The following is a 20002-nucleotide window of genomic DNA, read 5'->3' on the forward strand; positions in this document are numbered from 1 at the left end:
CCTACGCTCCCGTCTAGCCAAATCATCGGATCAATCTGCCGAACAGGTCGAACAATCTGGACGTCTCGTGGGACGGAGCTGATCGAAGGATGGCAGTCAGCAGACGTGGATTCCTCAGCCGGGTGGCGGCCGGCGCGGCCGCCGGGACGACGGCGGGGGCCGCCCTCGCCGAGCCGGCCTCGGCGGCGCCCCAGCAGGCCGTGGCCCTGCGGGGCATGCGGACCGACAGGGAGTGGGAGCGGTTCCTCGCCGGGCAGGACCTGTTCTGGAAACGGATGCCGCGCACCTGGTACGAGGGGCCCTTCCTCGGCAACGGGCTGTTCGGCTCGATCGTCTACCAGGAGCCGGGCGAGAACGCCCTGCGCTTCACGGTCCACCACAGCGAGTCCCAGGACCACCGCCCCACCCAGGGCGGCAGCGACTGGGGCGTGGCGCGGCTGCCGGTCGGCAATCTGCTGCTGCGCCCGGCCGGCGCGATCACGGGCGTCGATCTGCGTCTGGACCTGTGGAACGCCGAGGTGCGCGGCACGGTCACCACCGACAAGGGCACGCTGAAGCTGCGCGCCCTGGTGCACAACGACCGGACGATGCTGCTGGCCACCGTGGAGGCGAGCGAGGGCGAGGAGGGCTTCCGCTGGGAGTACCGCCCCTCCCCCGCGGTCAGCCCGCGGATCGTCCGCGAGAACCCGCCGGCGGGCTTCGAGCCGAACCCGGCCCCGGTCAGCCGCACCGAGGACGGGATGGGCATCACCGTCCAGTCGCTGGTCCCGGGCGGGCAGACGGCCAGTGCGTACAAGGAGCGCGGCAAGGGCCGGGAGCGCACGTACTACCTGGCGGTGGCGCACTCCTTCCCCGGCACGGACGCGGAGGGCCGGGTCCGCACGACGGTACGCAAGGCCTCGGCGCTGCCCGTCTCCAGCCTGCTGCGCTCGCACCGCGACTGGTGGCACCGCTTCTACCGCAAGAGCTTCATCTCCGTCCCCGACGGCATGCTGCAGAGCTTCTACTGGATCCAGCTCTACAAGCTGGCCTGCGCGGCCCGTGAGCACGCCCCCGTGATGGCCACCACCGGCCCCTGGGTGGAGCCCACGCCCTGGCCCGGGGTGTGGTGGAACCTCAATGTGCAGCTGGAGTACTGGCCGGTCCACGGCTCCAACCACCTGGAGCTTGACGCGATCCCGCGCACCCTCACCGAGAACACCGACGTCCTGATCAAGGCGCTCAAGCCCGAGTACCAGGCCGATTCGGCCGGACTGCGCCGCTCCACGGACGCGCAGTGCGAGGACAACGGCTCGGTGCCGGTCCCGGGCGTCGGCGACCCGGAGGTCGGCAATCTGCCGTGGGCGCTGCACAACGTGTGGCTGACCTACCGGCACTCCATGGACCGGGGCCTGCTGGAGGATGTGCTCTATCCGCTGCTGCGCCGCTCCACCAACTACTACCTGCACTTCCTCCAGGAGCAGTCGGACGGCAGGCTGCATCTGCCGAAGACCTTCTCCCCCGAGTACGGGTCGGCCCCGGACTGCAACTACGACCTGGCGCTGCTGCGCTGGAGCTGCAAAACCCTGCTGGAGACCGTCGAACTGCTGGACAGGGACGACGAGCTGGCGCCGAGGTGGCGCGAGGTGCTGGACAAGCTGGTGGACTACCCGGTGGACGAGAACGGCTTCATGATCGGCACCGGGGTGCCGTTCGCGAAGTCGCACCGCCACTACTCCCACATGCTCTCCGTCTACCCCCTCTACCTGGTCAACTGGGACCAGAAGGAGAACCGCGACCTGATCGCCCGCTCCCTGGAGCACTGGATCAGCTTCGAGGGCGCGCTGCGCGGCTACAGCTTCACGGGCGCGGCCTCGATCTCCACCCAGATGGGCCGGGGCGATGACGCGCTGAAGTATCTGCGCGAGCTGGTGGCGCGGTTCATCCAGCCCAATACGCACTACTACGAGGCGGGTCCGGTGATCGAGACCCCGCTGTCGGGCGCGCAGTCCATCCACGACATGCTCTGCCAGAGCTGGGGCGACACCATCCGCTTCTTCCCGGGCGTGCCGGGCGAGTGGCGGGATGTGACCCTGCACGACTTCCGCACCCAGGGCGCGTTCCTGGTCAGCGGGGTGCGCAGGGGCGGTACGACGCGCTGGGTGCGGGTGCGCAGCCTGGCCGGGGAGCCGTGCAAGGTCCGGCACTCGATCGCCGGGCGGGTCACGGTGGCCGGGGTCGACGGGCCCGCGCCGACGTGGCGTGAGGTGGCCGACGGGGTGATCGAGCTGGAGCTGGACCGGGACGAGGAGGCGGTGGTGTACCCGGCGGGGTCGCGGCCGGACTTCGAGATCGCGCCAGTGAAGGTCACGGTGCCCGCCGAGCGCTGGGGGCTGCCGGCGCTGCCGGAGACGGGCGCGGCCACCCCGGTGGATCTGGCCGGGCACTTCGACAACGACGCCATCACCACCGAGATGTACTACGGGGACGGCGACTTCGACGGCACCGGCCGGACGTATCCGATGGTCCAGCTGCCGCAGACCGGGCAGACCGTGGACGACGGGATCACCTTCTCGTTCACCAACGGCAGCGAGGGCTCGAACAACAACGTCGTCGCGGCCGGTCAGAAGATCTCCGTCCCGGCCGGCTCCTACGCGAAGCTGCATGTGCTGGGCTCGGGCGATACGGGGGATGTGACGGTGCCCGCCGTGTTCGGTTACGCGGACGGCTCGACCGTGAAGGCGGACGTCAAGCTCACCGCGTGGCTGTCGGGGCCGAAGTACGGCGAGACGGAGGCGGTGCGCACCAGCCAGATCCACACCCGCACCGGCCCGCTGTCCACCAAGGCGGCGATCTTCCACCAGAAGGTGGCGCTGGACCCGGCCAAGGAGCTCTCCACCGTCGCCCTGGGCGCCCCGTCGGGGACCGCGAGGGCGCACATCTTCGCGCTCACGCTGGAAAAGAGCAGCTGAAGCCGATACCTGTTCGCACACCATCACACACCGAACGCAACGGCCGTCCCTTCCGGGACGGCCGTTGCCCGCTCATGTGTGCACTCAAGATGACAACTGAGAGAATTTGTTGGCACGCAGTGTCTTGCGAGCTGGCACAGGGTGCCATACGGTGAGGGTGTCCGGGTGGACGACGCACAGAAAACCACTGTGCGCCGGCTGTCCCCGCACGCCCGCTTCGCGCGCCCGGACCGCCTGCGTCACCAGGCACCTCCGCGCTACCCGCGCGCCGCTCAGCACCACCTCCGCCGAACCGACGGCACCAGCAGCAACGCAGCAACCGTCAATGAGCCCAGCGTTCCCTCAAGCGTCCCCCGACGCTTCGCCGGAGGCACCGATGAACGAAATCCTGGACGCGATCCTGGCGTCGACAGCGCCCGACCACGGCCCCGCGCTGGGGCCCGCGGACTTCGCCGCCCTGCCGGTCCCCGAGTCGTACCGCGCGGTGACCGTGCACAAGGACGAGGCCGAGATGTTCGCCGGCCAGACCACCAAGGAGAAGGACCCCCGCAAGTCACTGCACGTGGACGAGGTGCCGGTGCCCGAACTCGGCCCCGGCGAGGCGCTGGTGGCCGTCATGGCCAGCTCCGTCAACTACAACTCCGTGTGGACCTCGATCTTCGAGCCGCTGCCCACCTTCGGCTTCCTGGAGCGGTACGGCAGGCTCTCCCCGCTCGCCAAGCGGCACGACCTGCCGTACCACATCATCGGCTCCGACCTCGCGGGCGTCGTGCTGCGCACCGGTCCGGGCGTGAACATCTGGCGGCCCGGCGACGAGGTCGTCGCACACTGCCTGTCCGTCGAGCTGGAGTCCGCGGACGGCCACGACGACACCATGCTCGACCCCGAGCAGCGCATCTGGGGCTTCGAGACCAACTTCGGCGGCCTCGCCGAGCTCGCGCTGGTCAAGTCCAACCAGCTCATGCCCAAGCCCAGGCACCTGAGCTGGGAGGAGGCGGCCGCCCCCGGGCTGGTCAACTCGACCGCGTACCGGCAGCTGGTCTCCCGCAACGGCGCCGGGATGAAACAGGGCGACAACGTGCTGATCTGGGGCGCCAGCGGCGGGCTCGGCTCTTACGCCACCCAGTTCGCCCTCGCCGGCGGCGCCACCCCGATCTGTGTGGTCTCCTCGCCCCGCAAGGCCGAGATCTGCCGGGCCATGGGCGCCGAGGCGATCATCGACCGCAGCGCCGAGGACTACAGGTTCTGGAAGGACGAACACACCCAGGACCCGAAGGAGTGGAAGCGCTTCGGCAAGCGCATCCGCGAGCTGACCGGCGGCGAGGACGTCGACATCGTCTTCGAGCACCCCGGCCGGGAGACCTTCGGCGCGAGCGTCTACGTGACCCGCAAGGGCGGCACCATCGTCACCTGCGCGTCCACGTCCGGCTACACCCACGAGTACGACAACCGCTACCTGTGGATGTCGCTCAAGCGCATCGTCGGCTCCCACTTCGCCAACTACCGCGAGGCCTGGGAGGCCAACCGGCTGATCGCCAAGGGCAAGATCCACCCGACGCTGTCGAAGGTGTACCCGCTGGAGGAGACCGGCCAGGCCGCCCACGACGTCCACCGCAACGTCCACCAGGGCAAGGTCGGCGTCCTGTGCCTGGCCCCCCAGGAGGGCCTGGGCGTCCGCGACCCGGAGCTGCGCGAGCGCCACATCGACGCCATCAACATCTTCCGGGACGCCGCATGACGCCGGGCGAGGAGCGGGGAGAGGAACGGCGGAAGAGGGACCGGCCGTGGCTCATGCGGACCTACGCCGGACACTCCTCCGCCGAGGCCTCCAACGAGCTGTACCGGAGCAACCTCGCCAAGGGCCAGACCGGTCTGTCCGTCGCCTTCGACCTGCCCACCCAGACCGGCTACGACCCGGACCACATCCTGGCCCGCGGCGAGGTGGGCCGGGTCGGCGTCCCGGTCTGCCACCTCGGGGACATGCGGCGGCTGTTCCAGGACATCCCGCTGGAGCGGATGAACACCTCCATGACCATCAACGCCACCGCCATGTGGCTGCTGGCGCTGTACCAGGTGGTCGCGGAGGAGCAGGGCGCGGACGTCGCGGCGCTGCAGGGCACCACCCAGAACGACATCGTCAAGGAGTACCTGTCGCGCGGGACGCATGTCTTCCCGCCCGGGCCGAGCCTGCGGCTGACCACCGACATGATCGCGTACACGGTCGGCGCCATCCCCAAGTGGAACCCGATCAACATCTGCAGCTACCACCTGCAGGAGGCAGGGGCCACCCCGGTGCAGGAGATCGCCTACGCGATGTCCACCGCGATCGCCGTGCTGGACGCCGTACGGGCCTGTGGACAGGTGCCCGAGGAGCGCTTCGGCGATGTGGTGGCCCGTATCTCCTTCTTCGTGAACGCGGGCGTCCGGTTCATCGAGGAGATGTGCAAGATGCGCGCCTTCGGCCGCATCTGGGACCGGATCACCCTGGAGCGCTACGGCGTCCAGGACCCCAAACACCGCCGCTTCCGCTACGGCGTCCAGGTCAACTCCCTCGGGCTGACCGAGGCCCAGCCGGAGAACAACGTCCAGCGCATCGTGCTGGAGATGCTGGCGGTCACCCTCTCCAAGGACGCCCGCGCCCGCGCCGTACAGCTCCCGGCCTGGAACGAGGCGCTGGGGCTGCCGCGCCCCTGGGACCAGCAGTGGTCGCTGCGCATCCAGCAGGTCCTCGCCCATGAGAGCGATCTGCTGGAGTACGACGACATCTTCGCCGGCTCGCACGTCATCGAGGCCGAGGTGGACGCCCTCGTCGAGGCCGCGCTGGCCGAGATCGAGCGTATCCAGGAGATGGGCGGGGCCATGGCCGCCGTCGAGTCCGGCTATCTCAAGGCGCGGCTGGTCGCCTCGCACGCCGAGCGCAGGGCGCGCATCGAGGCGGGCGAGGAGAAGATCGTCGGCGTCAACTGCTACGAGTCCACCGAGCCCAATCCGCTCACCGCCGACCTGGACACCGCGATCATGACGGTGGACCCTTCGAACGAGGCGCGGGTGGTCCGTGCACTGGTCGCCTGGCGCGAGAGGCGCGAGGAGCGCCGGGCCCAGGACGCCCTGGCCGCGCTCAAGAAGGCCGCCGCGGGCAGCGACAACCTGATGGCCGCCACCCTGGAGTGCGCCCGCGCGGGCGTCACCACGGGCGAGTGGGCCTGGGCACTGCGGGACGTGTTCGGCGAGTTCCGCGCCCCGACCGGGGTCGGCGGGGCGCCCGTGGCGGTCGCCGCCGAGGAGGGCAGCCCGCTCGCCGCGGTCCGCGCGAAGGCCGCCGCGACCGCCGCCGACCTCGGCGCCGGCAAGCTGCGGCTGCTGGTCGGCAAGCCCGGCCTGGACGGGCACAGCAACGGCGCCGAGCAGATCGCCGTACGGGCCAGGGACGCCGGCTTCGAGGTGATCTACCAGGGGATCAGGCTCACCCCCGAGCAGATCGTCTCGGCGGCCGTCGCCGAGGACGTGCACTGCGTCGGCCTGTCCATCCTCTCCGGCTCGCACGCCGAGCTGGTGCCGGACGTACTGGCCCGGCTGCGCGCGGCCGGGGCGCCCGACATCCCGGTGATCGTCGGCGGGATCATCCCGGCCGCGGACGCCGCCGCGCTGCGCGAGGCCGGAGTGGCGGCCGTCTTCACCCCGAAGGACTTCGGTATCACAGAGATCATCGGTCGTATCGTCGACGAGATCCGCACCGCGAACCGCCTCGACCCCCTGGAGGTCCCCGTATGACCGCGCCGTCCCCCATCAACCGCCTGCGTCCGCGCCGCTCCTGCCTCGCGGTCCCCGGGAGCAATCCGCGCTTCCTGGAGAAGGCCCAGGGCCTGGCCGCCGACCAGGTCTTCCTGGACCTGGAGGACGCGTGTGCGCCGCTGGCCAAGCCCGAGGCGCGGCACACCGTCGTCAAGTACCTCAACGAGGGCGACTGGACGGGCAAGACCCGGGTGGTGCGCGTCAACGACTGGACGACCGAGTGGACGTACCGCGACGTCGTGACGGTGGTGGAGGGCGCGGGCCCCAACCTCGACTGCATCATGCTGCCGAAGGTGCAGAGCGCCGAGCAGGTCGTCGCGCTCGATCTGCTGCTGACGCAGATCGAGAAGACGATGGGGTTCGAGGTCGGCCGGATCGGCATCGAGGCGCAGATCGAGAACGCCCAGGGCCTGAACAACGTCAACGAGATCGCGCAGGCCTCCCCGCGCATCGAGACGATCATCTTCGGCCCGGCCGACTTCATGGCGTCGATCAATATGAAGTCGCTGGTCGTGGGCGAGCAGCCGCCCGGCTACCCGGCCGACGCCTACCACTACATCCTGATGAAGATCCTGATGGCCGCCCGCGCCAACGACCTCCAGGCGATCGACGGCCCGTATCTGCAGATCAAGAACGTGGACGGGTTCCGCGAGGTGGCCGGCCGCGCCGCCGCGCTCGGCTTCGACGGCAAGTGGGTGCTGCACCCGGGCCAGGTCGAGGCCGCCAACGAGGTCTTCTCGCCCTCGCAGGAGGACTACGACCACGCCGAGCTGATCCTGGACGCGTACGAGTACTACACGTCCGAGGCGGGCGGCAAAAAGGGCTCGGCGATGCTCGGCGACGAGATGATCGACGAGGCCAGCCGCAAGATGGCGCTGGTGATCGCCGGCAAGGGCCGGGCCGCCGGCATGGCCCGTACCTCCCGCTTCGAAGCCCCGGAGGGGTGAGCGCCATGCAGTTCGGCCGCACCTACGAGGAGTTCACGGTGGGCGATGTCTACCGGCACTGGCCGGGGAAGACCGTCACCGAGTACGACGACCACCTCTTCTGTCTGCTCACCATGAACCACCACCCGCTCCACCTGGACGCCAACTACGCCGAGAAGACGACCGACTTCGGCCAGAACGTGGTGGTCGGGAACTACGTCTACTCGCTGCTGCTCGGCATGTCGGTGCCGGACGTCTCCGGCAAGGCCATCGCCAATCTGGAGATCGAGTCGCTGCGGCACGTCGCGCCCACCTTCCACGGCGACACGATCTACGGCGAGACGACGGTGCTCGGCAAGACCCCGTCGAAGTCCAAGCCCGACCGGGGCGTGGTCCATGTGGAGACCAAGGGCTACAAGCAGGACGGCACGCTCGTCTGCGTCTTCCGGCGCAAGGTGATGGTGCCGACGGCGACGTACATCAAGGAGCGGGGCGGGGAGCAGCCCGGTCGGCCGCCCGTCTCCTCCGAGCTGGGAGAGGACTGAGATGAGCCGCCTCGCGCAGACCGACGGCCTGACGGACGTCCAGCAGGAGATCCTGGCCACCGTCAGGGACTTCGTCGACAAAGAGATCCTGCCGGTAGCGACCGAGCTGGAGCACCGCGACGAGTACCCGGCCCAGATCGTCGAGGGCCTCAAGGAGCTCGGCGTCTTCGGGCTGATGATCCCCGAGGAGTACGGGGGGCTCGGCGAGTCGCTGCTGACCTACGCGCTGTGCGTGGAGGAGATCGCGCGCGGCTGGATGAGCGTGTCCGGCATCATCAACACCCACTTCATTGTCGCATACATGCTCAAGCAGCACGGCACCCAGGAACAGAAGGAGTACTTCCTGCCCAAGATGGCGCTGGGCGAGATCCGCGGCGCCTTCTCGATGTCGGAGCCCGGCCTGGGCTCGGATGTGTCCGCGATCACCACCAAGGGCGTCCGGGACGGCGACGACTACCTGCTCACCGGCCAGAAGATGTGGCTGACCAACGGCGGCACCTCCACGGTGGTGGCGGTGCTGTGCCGGACGGACGAGACGGACCCGGCGGGCGAGGCGCCGGCCCCGCACAAGTCCATGACCACCTTCCTGGTGGAGAAGGAGCCGGGCTTCGGCGAGGTACGCCCCGGGCTCACCATCCCCGGCAAGATCGAGAAGATGGGCTACAAGGGTGTCGACACCACCGAGCTCATCCTGGACGGACTGCGCATTCCGGCGGATCGTGTCCTCGGCGGCACCTCCGGTCGCGGTTTTTACCAAATGATGGACGGAGTGGAGGTCGGGCGGGTCAATGTGGCGGCCCGTGGCTGCGGTGTGGCGCGCCGCGCCTTCGAGCTCGGCGTTGCATATGCACAGCAGCGGCACACCTTCGGCAAACCCATCGCACAACATCAGGCCATCCAGTTCAAACTGGCCGAAATGGCCACAAAGGTCGAGGCGGCGCATGCGATGATGGTCAACGCGGCCCGCAAGAAGGACTCGGGCCGGCGCAATGACCTGGAGGCGGGGATGGCCAAATACCTGGCCTCCGAGTACTGCAAGGAGGTCGTGGAGGACGCCTTCCGCATCCATGGCGGCTACGGCTTCTCCAAGGAGTATGAGATCGAGCGCCTGTACCGCGAAGCCCCGATGCTTCTCATCGGCGAAGGCACCGCCGAGATCCAGAAAATGATTATCGGACGACGACTGCTGGAGGAGTACCGAATCAACGGCTGAATGTACCTTTTGGCATGGTATTGCGGTGGTAGCCGAGAGAAGAAGATCACACCATGCCGGGGAGACTTCAGCCACCGACAGGCCCCGGCGCTTGCCCAGTTACCGCTCGCAACCGATACGATCCCGGAAAGCCGCCGTCCCCAGTCTCATGTCGCGGCACCCTCCGCTACGAAGGTCATCCATGCCCCACAGCCAATCCTCTGCACCTCGCGACAGCCTGGCCGGCGTACGCCTCGCGCGCGGAGCGTCGCCGTGGCTCCTCCCGACCGTCGCCACCGCGGCGGTCAGCCTCACTCGCGCCCGCCGCTCCGGACGCTGGGCGGCGGTCGCCGTGCCCGCCACCGCTCTCGCGGCGGGCATGCTGTGGTTCTTCCGCGACCCCGAGCGAGAGATCGCTCAGGGCCGGGTCATCTCACCGGCCGACGGCGTGGTGCAGAGCATCATGCCGTGGAAGGACGGGCGCACCCGCGTCGCCATCTTCATGAGCCCGCTGAACGTCCACGTCAACCGCGCCCCGCTGGCCGGCACCGTGACCTCCGTCGAGCACATCCCCGGCGGCTTCGTTCCCGCGTTCAACAAGGAGAGCGAGAACAACGAGCGGGTCGTCTGGCACTTCGACACCGAGCTCGGCGACATCGAGATGGTGCAGATCGCCGGGGCCGTGGCCCGGCGCATCGTGCCGTACGTGCCCCAGGGCACCAAGGTGGAGCAGGGCGAGCGGATCGGCCTCATCCGCTTCGGTTCGCGCGTCGACATCTACCTCCCCAAGGGCATCGACGTCGCGGTCGAGGTCGGCCAGGCCACCACAGCGGGGGTGACTCGAATTGACCGTCACTGATCCCGAGGCACAGGCCGCCACCTGGGTCCCCGGGGCCGAGGTGGACGAGGACATCGACGAGACGGACGACATGCCGCTGTCGACGCGCCTGTCGATAGCGGACACGCTCACCCTCGGAAACGCGACCTGCGGCTTCCTCGCGGTGTACTTCACCACCACCGGCGTCCTCATCCCGCACCTGACGGGAAGCGAGGACGGCGGCATGACCCGGCACAGCGCCGCCTCCGCGGTCATGCTGATGCTGCTCGCCTCCGTCTTCGACCTGTTCGACGGGCTCGTCGCGCGCAAGCTGCGCAGCTCGGCGATGGGCGCGGAGCTGGACAACCTCTCCGACCTGATCAGCTTCGGGCTCGCCCCCGCGTACTTCGTGGTGGTGTGGGGCATGGTCGCCGCCCCCGACGCGTACCAGCGGGTGTCGGCGGTCGCCGCGATCGTGGTGCTGCTGGCGGTGGTGCTACGGCTTGCGAGATTCTCCTGCGTGACCATGCCCGACGGGGTCTTCCAGGGCATGCCGAGCCCCTTCGGCGCGCTGACCGTGGTGTCGGTGGTACTGCTGGGCCTGCCGTTCGTCCCCACACTGCTGGCGATCGTCGGCGTCGCCTGGCTGATGGTGAGCCGGGTGGAGTACCCCAAGCCCCGGGGCCGGCTCGCGGTCGCCATGCTGAGCTGGATCGTCACCAGCATGGCCCTCCTGGCGGCCTGGGCCTTCGAGGCCCCCGGCGGCGAGCTGCTGCTCCAGACCGCCTGCGCCCTGCAGCTGGTCCTCGGCGCGGTGATCCCCCTCTTCGCCATGGCCCGCCGGGTCAACGCCTTCCGCGACAACCGCCGCGAGGCCAGGACGGCACAGCTGCCGTAGCGCGGGATCAGGCATTTCGGCCTACAAAAACGGGGCGGGCCCGAGCGATGCGCTCGGGCCCGCCCCGTTTCCGTGTCCTTGCCCGGTTCACGGCGCCAGGTCGAGAACGCGTACCACCTGCCCCTTCCACGTGTCCGCGGCGGCGGTCGCCACCACTGCGCCGTCAGGGCGCTCGGGCGTCGGCTGAGCCGCGTACCGGGCGTGCGCGACGGCCCATGCGGAGGTGTCGCGCGCTACCGCCAGGGCGGCCGGCAGATCGAGGTCCAGGACGGTGATGCCGGGCAGAGCGGCGATGTGCTCGGCGGTGCCGGGCCGGGCCCGGTCGGCCTCCACCAGCGCGCAAGCCGGGGCGTAGAGGAACCAGCCCGGTTCGGCGTGCGCCCGGTGGATGAGCCGGGACGCCAGGATGTTGCCCTGCCCGGCGGCGACCATGGCCGCGTCGTCGAGCACGATGTGCAGGCTGTCGCTCACTGGGCGGCCGTCTCGGCCAGGCGCCGGTCCAGTTCCGCGTCGAGACCCGCCTCATCGGCCGGACTGGGGTCGTAGCCGTTCCAGGCCCGCAGTGCGGCGCGGGCCTGCTCGGCGCGCTCGGCACGCTCGGCCGGGGTCAACAGGGTGTCGGCGAGCCGGGCGAGGTACGCCCGCAGGGACAGCCCCTCGGCCGCCGCTATCTGGGCGAGCCGGTCGCGTGCCTCGCTGGGGATGCGGATGTTGGCGTCGGCCATGGTGAAGCTCCTTCCACTCATTGAGCCCAGGGTACGGGTACGCACCCGTACCCGCAGGCGTTTGGGGTGGAGGAACTCAGGCGAGGAAATCCGCCGCGAGCTGTTCCGCCGCGCGTTCCAGGAGGGGGCCCGCCTCGGCGATGCAGCGGGCCGGGTCCGGCTCCAAGGCGGTCAGCGGGTAGGCCCGGCTGATGCCCGCAGCGGCGAGGGCCGCCGGGGGCAGCGCGAGACGGCCGCAGACCGCGACCACCTCGACACCGCGCGCCCGCGCGGCGGCCGCCACGCCCGCCGGGGCCTTGCCGTGCAGGGTCTGCTCGTCCAGCGAGCCCTCGCCGGTGATCACGAGATCGGCTCGTTCGAGTGCCGGGGCGAAGCCGAGCACGTCCAGCATCACCTCGATCCCGGGGCGGAAGGTCGCGCCGAGGCCGACCAGCGCGCCATAGCCGATGCCGCCCGCCGCGCCCGCGCCGGGCGCCTGCGCGCACTCCGCGGCCCGCGGTCCACCCGCCCGCTCCAGGACCTCCGCGTAGTGGGCGAGCGCGGCGTCCAGGGCCGCGACATCCGCCTCGGTCGCGCCCTTCTGCGGGCCGTACACCGCCGCCGCGCCCTTCGGCCCGGTCAGCGGATTGTCCACATCGCTGGCGAGAACGATCTCGGTGTCCGCCAGCCGCGGGTCCAGGCCGCTCAGGTCCGCCGTGGCCAGCCCCCGCAGCGGGCCGCCCCCAGGCGCGACCGGCTCGCCCGCGGCGTCCAGCAGCCGGGTGCCCAGCGCGGCCAGCATGCCCGCGCCGCCGTCGGTGGTGGCGCTGCCGCCGACCCCGAAGACGATGGTGCGGGCGCCCGCGTCCAGCGCCGCGCGCAGCAGCTCGCCACTGCCGTACGTGGTCGCCGTCAGCGGCGCGAAGACCCCCGCCGGCAGATGGCGCAGCCCGGACGCCTCGGCCATCTCGACCACCGCCACCTCGCCGCGCAGCGCGTACGCCGCGGTCACCGGCTCGCCCAGCGGCCCGGTCACCCGTGCCTCACGCCGCTCGAACCCGGCCGCGACCGCAGCGTCCACCGTCCCGTCGCCACCGTCGGCGACCGGCAGCGCCTCGACGCTCACCGCCCCCGCCCCGCCCGGCGCCCCGCGCCGCAGCCCGGCCGTCACATGCGCGGCGACCTCCACGGCCGTCAGCGAGCCCTTGAACTTGTCCGCGGCGATCAGCACCCGCGTCGGCGCCCCCGGACGTATCCCGTCCCGGCCCCGCGCCTCTGTCTTCGCAGCATCCGTCACCGTCGTCACCCCTCGCTGTCCGCCCCCCACCGACCCGCCACCCCTCAGCCGGACCCTATCCGGACTCGGCCTGCGCATTCGCACGGCCTCAGGTACACCTGACACATGGCCCTTGGCGGGAGCGCACTCGCGGACCGGATCCTCGGCGGCTGGCTCGGCCGCATCGCCGGGAACATGCTCGGCAAGCCCGTGGAGCGCGGCGATCACTGGACCCGGGAGCGGATCGACCGCTATCTGCGCCGCGCGGACGCCCTCCCCCTGACCGACTACTTCCCCGCGCTGGAGCCGCCACCCGACCCCGTGGAGTTCGAGCTGCGCCCGGAGTGGCAGGAGTGCACCCGCGGCCGGATCCACGGCAGCTGCCGGGACGACGACATCGACTACACCCTGCTGGGGCTGCAGCTCCTGGAGACCCACGGCTTCGACTTCACCACCGAGCAGGTCGGCGACCTGTGGCTGCTGCGCCTGCCGTATCTCCAGACCTTCACCGCCGAACGCGTCGCCTACCGCAACCTCGCCGCCGGGGTGAAGCCGCCGCTCACCGCCACCCTCGACAACCCCTACCAGGAGTGGATCGGCGCCCTCATCCGCGCCGACATCCACGGCTGGACCAACCCCGGCGACCCGCACACCGCCGCCGCGATGGCCCGGCGCGACGCCGTGCTGTCGCACACCGGCAACGGCGTGTACGGGGCGATGTGGGCGGCCGCCCTGATCGCCGCCGCGTTCACGGCCGACGGCCCGCGCGACGCGATCGAGGCGGCCCTGGAGCGCATCCCACCGCGCTGCCGCCTGGCCCGTACGGTCCGCAAAGCCGCCGCCCTCCACGAGGCGGGGGTGAGCCGGTCGGACGCGCTGGACCAGCTGGAGCGGGAGACCGGCGGGCTGCACTGGATCCACGCCGTGCCCAACGCGGCCGTCATCACGGCCGGGCTGCTCTACGGAGCGGGCGACTTCACCTCGACCATCGCCCTCACCGTACGCGGCGGCCTGGACACCGACTCCAACGGCGCGACGGCCGGATCGGTGGCGGGCGTCCTGTGCGGGGCGGCCGCGGTCCCGCCGCAGTGGACCGACCCGCTGCGGGACCGGGTGCGCAGCGCGGTGTTCGGCTTCGACGGGGCCCGGATCAGCGACCTGGCGGCCCGCACGCACCGGCTGGCGCTGGCGGGGTCGCGGGCGGGGGCGGGGGCGGGCTGAGCGCCCTCCCACGGCCGGGGTGTCACCATCGCCCGTGGCCTGGCCGCGGCCCCGGTGGACGCGGCCATTGGGGCGCGCCCCCTCACGGCCGTGGTCCGGGGGCCGGCCCGTCACGCGCGGTTGCGCTCCACCGCGTCCCACGCATCACCCAGCCAGCCGTCGTAGCTGTCGAGCAGCGCGAGGAGCGACGCGGTCACGCGCTCGTCCCATCCGTCCGCCACCGCGTCGAGCACGAAGCTGTCCCCCACCCCGTTGTGGTAGTCGAGGACAACCCGGCCCCCCGCGCGCCACTTCGTACGGCGCGGCATGCGCGCGACGTCGCCGCTGGCCGCGATCAGGCTGCCGACCATGATGGCCGCCTGGATCGGGGAGATCAGCCACCACACGCCCCACCAGAAGGGGCGCCCCTTGAGCCCGACGACGGGCTGTGCCCCGGCCGGCTGGACGGTCCAGCGGGTGCGGACCCGGCCGCCCTTCATGGCCGGTTCGCGGGTGATGAGGGCCAGGGGCTCGCCCGCGGCGCCCAGGACCTCGTACGTGGCGGGGGCGCCCTTGGCCGCCGACTTGGTCACGACCTGCGCGAACACCTGGGTGCGATGCGGGTCGGCCCAGAGGGTGAAGGCACGGACGCCCTGCTTGCGGGCCGCGCGGTACTCGTCGTGGCCGCCGCCGGGCGGAAGCCGCCGCTCGGGGTAGGCCACGGTCCGTATCACCTCGCCGCCCTCGGGGTCGGGGCCGTCGGCGGTGCGTATCTCCAAGGTGACGCGCCCGTCCTGAGGCGGTGGATCACCCTTCCGCCGCACCCGCGTATCGCTCAGCCACACTGACCGCGTCATCTCGAACTCTCCGCCTCCGCCGCGCCGATCATGTTCGAAGGCGGACTTTACCGGTCCGGATAAACGCGCTCGCTGCCGTCCGCACCCGGTGCGTACGCTCGCCCCATGAGCACCGAAACGACGCGCCGCCCCCTCGTGGCGATCCTCAGCGGGGCGGGCATCTCCACGGACTCCGGGATCCCCGACTACCGCGGTCCGCAAGGGTTGTGGCGGCGCGATCCGGAGGCCGAGAAGCTGGTGACGTACGAGTACTACATGTCCGACCCGGACATCCGCCGCCGCTCCTGGCTGATGCGGCGGGACAGCCAGGCGCTGCGCGCCGAGCCGAACCGGGCGCACGAAGCCGTGGCGCGGCTGGAGCGGTCGGGCACACCGGTGCGGGTGATCACGCAGAACGTGGACGGGCTGCACCAGCTCGCCGGGCTCCCCGCGCGCAAGGTCCTGGAACTGCACGGCACAGCGCGGGCCGTGCAGTGCACACGCTGCAACGCGCGCTCCGAGATGGCGGAGGCCCTGGAGCGGGTGGCGGGCGGCGAGCCGGACCCGGCGTGCCTGGCGTGCGGCGGGATCCTGAAGTCGGCCACGGTGATGTTCGGGGAAAACCTCGATCCGGAGGTACTGACGGGCGCGGTCGCGGTGGCGGAGGCATGCGAGATCTTCATCGCGGTCGGCACCAGCCTCCAGGTCCAGCCCGCGGCCTCACTCGCCGGAATGGCCGCCGAGGCGGGCGCCCGCCTGATCATCGTCAACGCCGAGCCCACGCCGTACGACGAACTCGCGGACGAGCTGATCCGCGAACCCATCGGCACGGCCCTGCCCGCGCTGCTGGAGCGCATCGCGGCGGCGGAGGGGTGAGGGGCTGAAGGCGGACGGCGCCCGTCCGGGCGGAGTGGGCGGGCGCCGTGCCCAGCAGTCAGCGGCGGGTGATCAGCGGCTCCCAGTCCTGGGGGCTGTCGTCGTACCGGGAGCCGGTGAGTGGCACCTTGATCCGCCCCTTGACGTCGGTCAGCACCAGCCGCTCGCCCAACCCACGCGTGCAGTACGCATCCGGCGGGCAGTCCCAGCGCACCAGGCGGTCACTGTCGGCCCACGCGAGTGCCATGCCCCCGTACTCCGCGCCGACTGTCCGGTGGGTCCGCGTCTCCTTCACGGTTGCCTTCCAGCCGTCGCCCACCGTGTAGTAGCGGCCGTCCGGTGACGGGCCGGCGGGTGGCGCGTCCGCCCCCTCGTACGAGGGGGCCTTCTGGCTCACCCGCCCTTCCAGGTCGTACCAGGTGTCCCCGGCGGCGTCCGGCGAGTACCGGACCAGCAGCAGCCTGCCGTCACGGCTCCACGTCACATCCGTACGGCCGGAGGTGATGACCGCGTCGCCGTTGTGGACGCCCATCGGGCGGTACCGCGTCCGGCCCGAGGCGACCTCGACCAGGTAGTAGCCGGTCCGCACGGGGGCCGTGTGCTCCTCGCCGGAGCCGGGCGAGGGCTCGCTGTCCGGATATCCGCTGTACGTGGTCGCCACCAGCCGCTTGCCGTCCGGCGACCACTTGACCCCGCCCGCCTTGTGCTTCAGCGGGATCCACTTCGTCACCTTCCCGGTGGTCATGTCGAGGATCCCGACCCGGGACGCGGGCAGTGTCTGCTCCAGGACGGCCGCCCGCCGCATGCCGGGGGCGACGTCCAGCCAGCCCCAACGTGTCTTCTCGTACCGCTGCGTCCCGGGGTCGTACAGGTACCAGGTGTAGGTCGTCCGCTCGACCCCGTCCTGCTTCCGGGTCTTCCGGTCCGCCTGGTACGCGGACACCGCGACGTCCCCGGCGGCGATCAGATGGCGCGGCGGCGACTCGCGCGGGTACGCGGACACGTCGCTCGGCATCCGTTGCGCCGGCCCCGATTGGGCGGGCTGATCGTGCTCCGCCAGCACCGGCACCGCCACCCCGCCCGCCAGCAGCGCGAAGGCGGCGGCTGTCACCGTCAGCGCGGTGGCCCGGCGCCGGCTGCGCCGCTGCAGCGCCCGCCCCGCAAGGTCGGCCCCGGCGGGGGGCGGTGTCTCCTCGGCCCATTCGCGGAGGGTGTCCCGCAACAGCTGGTCAGCGTTCACTTCCACACCCCCGCGGGTGAGTTGCCGAATTCGGGGCCGCGGGACGCGGCGCCGGGGTCCAGCTCCGGGACCAGCTTGCGCAGTTTGGCCAGCGCCCGGTGCGTCGTACTGCGGACCGTGCCCACCGAGCAGCCGAGCAGTTCGGCCACCTCGCCCTCGGGGCAGTCCTCGAAATAGCGCAGCACCAGCATGGAGCGCTGACGTGCCGTCAGCCGGGCGAGGGCCCGGCGCATCTGGATCCGCAGCTCGGCGGCGCCGGTGGAGTCCTCTCGCCCGGCGGTGTCGGGGAGTTCGGCCACCGTCGTCTCGCGGCGCGTGCGCAGCAGCCGCCACAGGCTCACCTGCTGCCGGTAGAGCACCTGCCGCAGATACGCCTCGGGGCTCTCCAGCCTGCCCCAGCGCCCCGCCGCCTTCGCCAGCGCCGTCTGCAGCAGGTCCTCGGCGGCGTGGGTGTCGCCGCCGGTCAGGAGGGTCGCCGTGCGCATCAGCGCGGGCGAGCGTGCCGCGACGAAGGCGCGGAAGGAGCGCTCTTCCTCATCGTCCATGGGTCCCCGTGATCGGTCGTCTCCGGTTCGTCGGTCACCTCCTTGGACGCGTGCGGGGCCGCGCCGCTATGCCGGGTCCGTCAAAAAAGTGTCCGTCAAAAAGTGTCGTCAAAAAAGTTGGAGACCGGGCTGCCGCCCCCGCGCCTCGAAGTCCAGCAGCTGCCGCTTGCGGTCGAGACCGCCGCCGTAGCCGGTGAGGCTGCCGCCGGCGCCGACGACGCGGTGGCAGGGGACGATGATGCCCACCGGGTTCTTGCCGTTGGCCAGGCCCACGGCGCGCGCGGCGGTCGGCTGGCCGAGGCGGTCGGCGAGCTGTCCGTACGAGACGGTCTCGCCGTACGGGATGCGCTGCAGCTCGGACCAGACGCGGCGCTGGAACGGGGTGCCGGACAGCCGCAGCGGCAGGTCGAACTCGGTCAGCTCGCCCGCGAAGTAGCGGCGCAGCTGGTGGACGGTCTCGGCGAACGGGGGCTCGTCGGGGTCGCCGGGCGCGCCGAAGGTCTCCTCGGCCGGGCGGTGGCGCTGGTCGGTCATGTAGAGCCCGGCCAGGGCGGTACCGTCGGCGACCAGGGTGAGCGGTCCGTACGGGCTGTCGATGACGGTGTGGGTGCGGGACATGGCGGGGCTCTTTCGACTCCGGGTTTCTTACGGTGTGGGCATGAGGTTGATCGGGTGGTCGTCGGTGGCCCACAGGTACTGGACGGCGTAGGCGCGCCAGGGGCGCCAGCGGGTCGCGTAGCGGGTCAGCGCCCCCGGGGTGGCGGGCAGCCCCAGTTCGGCCGCGGCGCGCCGCACCCCGAGGTCGGTCGGGAGGAACGCGTCCGGGTCGCCGAGGGCGCGCATCGCGATCACCTCGACGGTCCACGGCCCGATCCCGGGCAGCTCGGCCAGGCGCGCCCGCGCCTCGTCCCAGTCGCTGCCGACGCCGAGGGCGACGCGGCCCGAGGCGAGCGCGTCGATCAGCCCGATGAGCGTGGCGCGGCGGGTGCGCGGCATGGCCAGCGCCTCGGGGTCCAGGCCCGCCAGGGCCCGCGCGGTCGGGAAGAGATGGGTCAGCCCGCCCGCCGGGTCCTCGATGCGCTCGCCATGTGCGGTGACCAGCCGGGCCGCGTGCGTACGGGCCGCCGCCGTGGACACCTGCTGGCCGAGCACCGCGCGCACCGCGAACTCGTCGGCGTCCACCGCACGCGGCACCCGCCGCCCCGGCGCCTTGTCGACCAGGGGCGCGAGGTCGGGGTCGGTGCGCAGCAGGTCACAGGTCGCGGCGGGGTCGGCGTCCAGGTCGAGCAGCCGCCGGCATCTGCTGATGGCGCCGGCCAGGTCGCGCATGTCGGTGAGGGACAGCTGGCAGCCGATGTGGTCGGGCTCCGGGCGCAGGGTCGCGACCCCGTGTCCGTACGGAAGGCGCAGCGTGCGGCGGTACGCGCCGTCGCGCCACTCCTCCACGCCGGGTACGGCGGTGGCGGCCAGGTGGCCGAAGAGGTTGTCGGGACACAGCGGCGCCCGGAACGGCAGCCGCAGGGTCAGCACGCCCGGCGCGGCGGGCCGCCCGCCGCCCTTGGCGCGCTGCCGCAGCTCGGTGGGCGAGAGCGCGAACACCTCGCGGACGGTGTCGTTGAACGCCCGGATGCTGGCGAAGCCGGCCGCGAAGGCGATCTCGGCCATCGGCAGCCCGCTGGTCTCGATGAGCAGCCGCGCGGTCTGCGCGCGCTGCGCCCGGGCCAGGGCGAGCGGGCCCGCGCCGAGCTCGGCGCGCAGCTGCCGCTCGATCTGGCGCGTGCTGTACCCGAGCCGGGCGGCGAGGCCGGGCACCCCGTCGCGGTCGACGACCCCGTCGGCGATCAGCCGCATGGCGCGGGCGACCAGGTCGGCGCGCTCGTTCCACTGCGGCGAGCCGGGGCTGGCGTCGGGGCGGCAGCGCTTGCAGGCCCGGAAGCCGGCCTGCTGGGCGGCCGCCGCGCTGGGGTAGAAGCGCATGTTCTCGGGCTTGGGGCCGACGACCGGGCAGCTCGGACGGCAGTAGATGCGGGTGGTGACGACGGCCACGAAGAACCAGCCGTCGAACCGCGCGTCCTTGGCCTGGGCGGCGCGCAGGCACCGCTCGGTGTCGGTATGCATGGCTCAAGCATCGGACATCGGAAGGCGCCTGGCTCGCGAAAATGCGACATCGATGTCCGCGGGCCACCAGGGGGCGGCCCGCCTGG

At 71.7% G+C, this 20002-nt stretch carries 18 protein-coding genes; 10 read left to right on the forward strand and 8 right to left on the reverse strand.

What is annotated here, in order from left to right:
• Positions 1-89 precede the first annotated feature (89 nt).
• The 8 genes from ACFZDL_RS00565 (at position 90) to pssA (ending at position 11121) form a co-directional block, all read left to right on the forward strand.
• On the forward strand, positions 90-2951 hold the full coding sequence (locus ACFZDL_RS00565) for a Tat pathway signal sequence domain protein (RefSeq protein ID WP_353590580.1): 2862 nt from the start codon (positions 90-92) through the stop codon (positions 2949-2951).
• Between the two features lie 376 nt (positions 2952-3327).
• Positions 3328-4689 carry a crotonyl-CoA carboxylase/reductase gene (gene ccrA, locus ACFZDL_RS00570; protein ID WP_353590581.1) on the forward strand — a complete coding sequence of 454 codons (1362 nt, stop codon included), beginning with the start codon at positions 3328-3330 and terminating at the stop codon, positions 4687-4689.
• Positions 4686-6722: a protein meaA gene (locus ACFZDL_RS00575; RefSeq protein WP_353590582.1), complete on the forward strand. Its 2037-nt coding sequence runs from the start codon at positions 4686-4688 to the stop codon at positions 6720-6722. Before ccrA ends, ACFZDL_RS00575 begins: the two co-directional genes overlap by 4 nt.
• Positions 6719-7690, forward strand: a complete 972-nt coding sequence (locus tag ACFZDL_RS00580) for a CoA ester lyase (RefSeq protein ID WP_353590583.1) — start codon at positions 6719-6721, stop codon at positions 7688-7690. Before ACFZDL_RS00575 ends, ACFZDL_RS00580 begins: the two co-directional genes overlap by 4 nt.
• Before the next feature lie 5 nt (positions 7691-7695).
• On the forward strand, positions 7696-8214 hold the full coding sequence (locus tag ACFZDL_RS00585) for a MaoC family dehydratase (RefSeq protein WP_353590585.1): 519 nt from the start codon (positions 7696-7698) through the stop codon (positions 8212-8214).
• Position 8215: 1 nt separating this feature from the next.
• Positions 8216-9427: an acyl-CoA dehydrogenase family protein gene (locus tag ACFZDL_RS00590; protein ID WP_353590586.1), complete on the forward strand. Its 1212-nt coding sequence runs from the start codon at positions 8216-8218 to the stop codon at positions 9425-9427.
• 181 nt (positions 9428-9608) lie between these two features.
• Entirely contained in the window at positions 9609-10265 is a 657-nt protein-coding gene (locus tag ACFZDL_RS00595; RefSeq protein ID WP_353590587.1) for a phosphatidylserine decarboxylase, read from the forward strand.
• Positions 10252-11121 (forward strand): CDP-diacylglycerol--serine O-phosphatidyltransferase, encoded by an 870-nt coding sequence (pssA, locus tag ACFZDL_RS00600; RefSeq protein ID WP_353590588.1) that lies wholly within the window; start codon positions 10252-10254, stop codon positions 11119-11121. Before ACFZDL_RS00595 ends, pssA begins: the two co-directional genes overlap by 14 nt.
• A gap of 87 nt (positions 11122-11208) precedes the next feature.
• Here the strand turns inward: pssA and ACFZDL_RS00605 are convergent, their stop codons facing one another.
• The 3 genes from ACFZDL_RS00605 to ACFZDL_RS00615 all read right to left on the reverse strand — a co-directional run bounded on the left by ACFZDL_RS00605 (position 11209) and on the right by ACFZDL_RS00615 (position 13056).
• Complete coding sequence (locus tag ACFZDL_RS00605; RefSeq protein ID WP_353590589.1) at positions 11209-11592, reverse strand: hypothetical protein; 384 nt, start codon at positions 11590-11592, stop codon at positions 11209-11211.
• Positions 11589-11846: a hypothetical protein gene (locus ACFZDL_RS00610; RefSeq protein WP_353590796.1), complete on the reverse strand. Its 258-nt coding sequence runs from the start codon at positions 11844-11846 to the stop codon at positions 11589-11591. The genes ACFZDL_RS00605 and ACFZDL_RS00610 overlap by 4 nt, the downstream gene beginning before the upstream one ends.
• 76 nt (positions 11847-11922) lie before the next feature.
• The gene (locus ACFZDL_RS00615) at positions 11923-13056 is read right to left on the reverse strand and encodes a glycerate kinase (protein ID WP_353590797.1); all 1134 of its coding nucleotides are present in this window, start codon (positions 13054-13056) and stop codon (positions 11923-11925) included.
• A 171-nt stretch (positions 13057-13227) separates the two neighbouring features.
• On the opposite strand from ACFZDL_RS00615, the gene ACFZDL_RS00620 reads away from it, so the two are divergent.
• Entirely contained in the window at positions 13228-14322 is a 1095-nt protein-coding gene (locus ACFZDL_RS00620; protein ID WP_353590590.1) for an ADP-ribosylglycohydrolase family protein, read from the forward strand.
• Positions 14323-14432: 110 nt separating this feature from the next.
• Here ACFZDL_RS00620 and ACFZDL_RS00625 read toward each other — a convergent pair whose 3' ends face one another.
• Positions 14433-15158: a hypothetical protein gene (locus ACFZDL_RS00625; protein WP_353590591.1), complete on the reverse strand. Its 726-nt coding sequence runs from the start codon at positions 15156-15158 to the stop codon at positions 14433-14435.
• A gap of 105 nt (positions 15159-15263) precedes the next feature.
• On the opposite strand from ACFZDL_RS00625, the gene ACFZDL_RS00630 reads away from it, so the two are divergent.
• Positions 15264-16013 carry a Sir2 family NAD-dependent protein deacetylase gene (locus ACFZDL_RS00630; RefSeq protein WP_353590592.1) on the forward strand — a complete coding sequence of 250 codons (750 nt, stop codon included), beginning with the start codon at positions 15264-15266 and terminating at the stop codon, positions 16011-16013.
• Between the two features lie 58 nt (positions 16014-16071).
• Here the strand turns inward: ACFZDL_RS00630 and ACFZDL_RS00635 are convergent, their stop codons facing one another.
• The 4 genes from ACFZDL_RS00635 to ACFZDL_RS00650 all read right to left on the reverse strand — a co-directional run bounded on the left by ACFZDL_RS00635 (position 16072) and on the right by ACFZDL_RS00650 (position 19916).
• The gene (locus ACFZDL_RS00635; protein WP_353590593.1) at positions 16072-17253 is read right to left on the reverse strand and encodes a hypothetical protein; all 1182 of its coding nucleotides are present in this window, start codon (positions 17251-17253) and stop codon (positions 16072-16074) included.
• Positions 17250-17798: a SigE family RNA polymerase sigma factor gene (locus ACFZDL_RS00640; protein ID WP_353590594.1), complete on the reverse strand. Its 549-nt coding sequence runs from the start codon at positions 17796-17798 to the stop codon at positions 17250-17252. Before ACFZDL_RS00640 ends, ACFZDL_RS00635 begins: the two co-directional genes overlap by 4 nt.
• Before the next feature lie 108 nt (positions 17799-17906).
• Positions 17907-18416 (reverse strand): methylated-DNA--[protein]-cysteine S-methyltransferase, encoded by a 510-nt coding sequence (locus ACFZDL_RS00645; RefSeq protein ID WP_353590595.1) that lies wholly within the window; start codon positions 18414-18416, stop codon positions 17907-17909.
• A 27-nt stretch (positions 18417-18443) separates the two neighbouring features.
• Entirely contained in the window at positions 18444-19916 is a 1473-nt protein-coding gene (locus ACFZDL_RS00650) for an AlkA N-terminal domain-containing protein (RefSeq protein WP_353590596.1), read from the reverse strand.
• Between the last annotated feature and the right edge of the window lie 86 nt (positions 19917-20002).

The organism is Streptomyces sp. NPDC007917 (assembly GCF_042959105.1).
GTDB lineage: Bacteria > Actinomycetota > Actinomycetes > Streptomycetales > Streptomycetaceae > Streptomyces.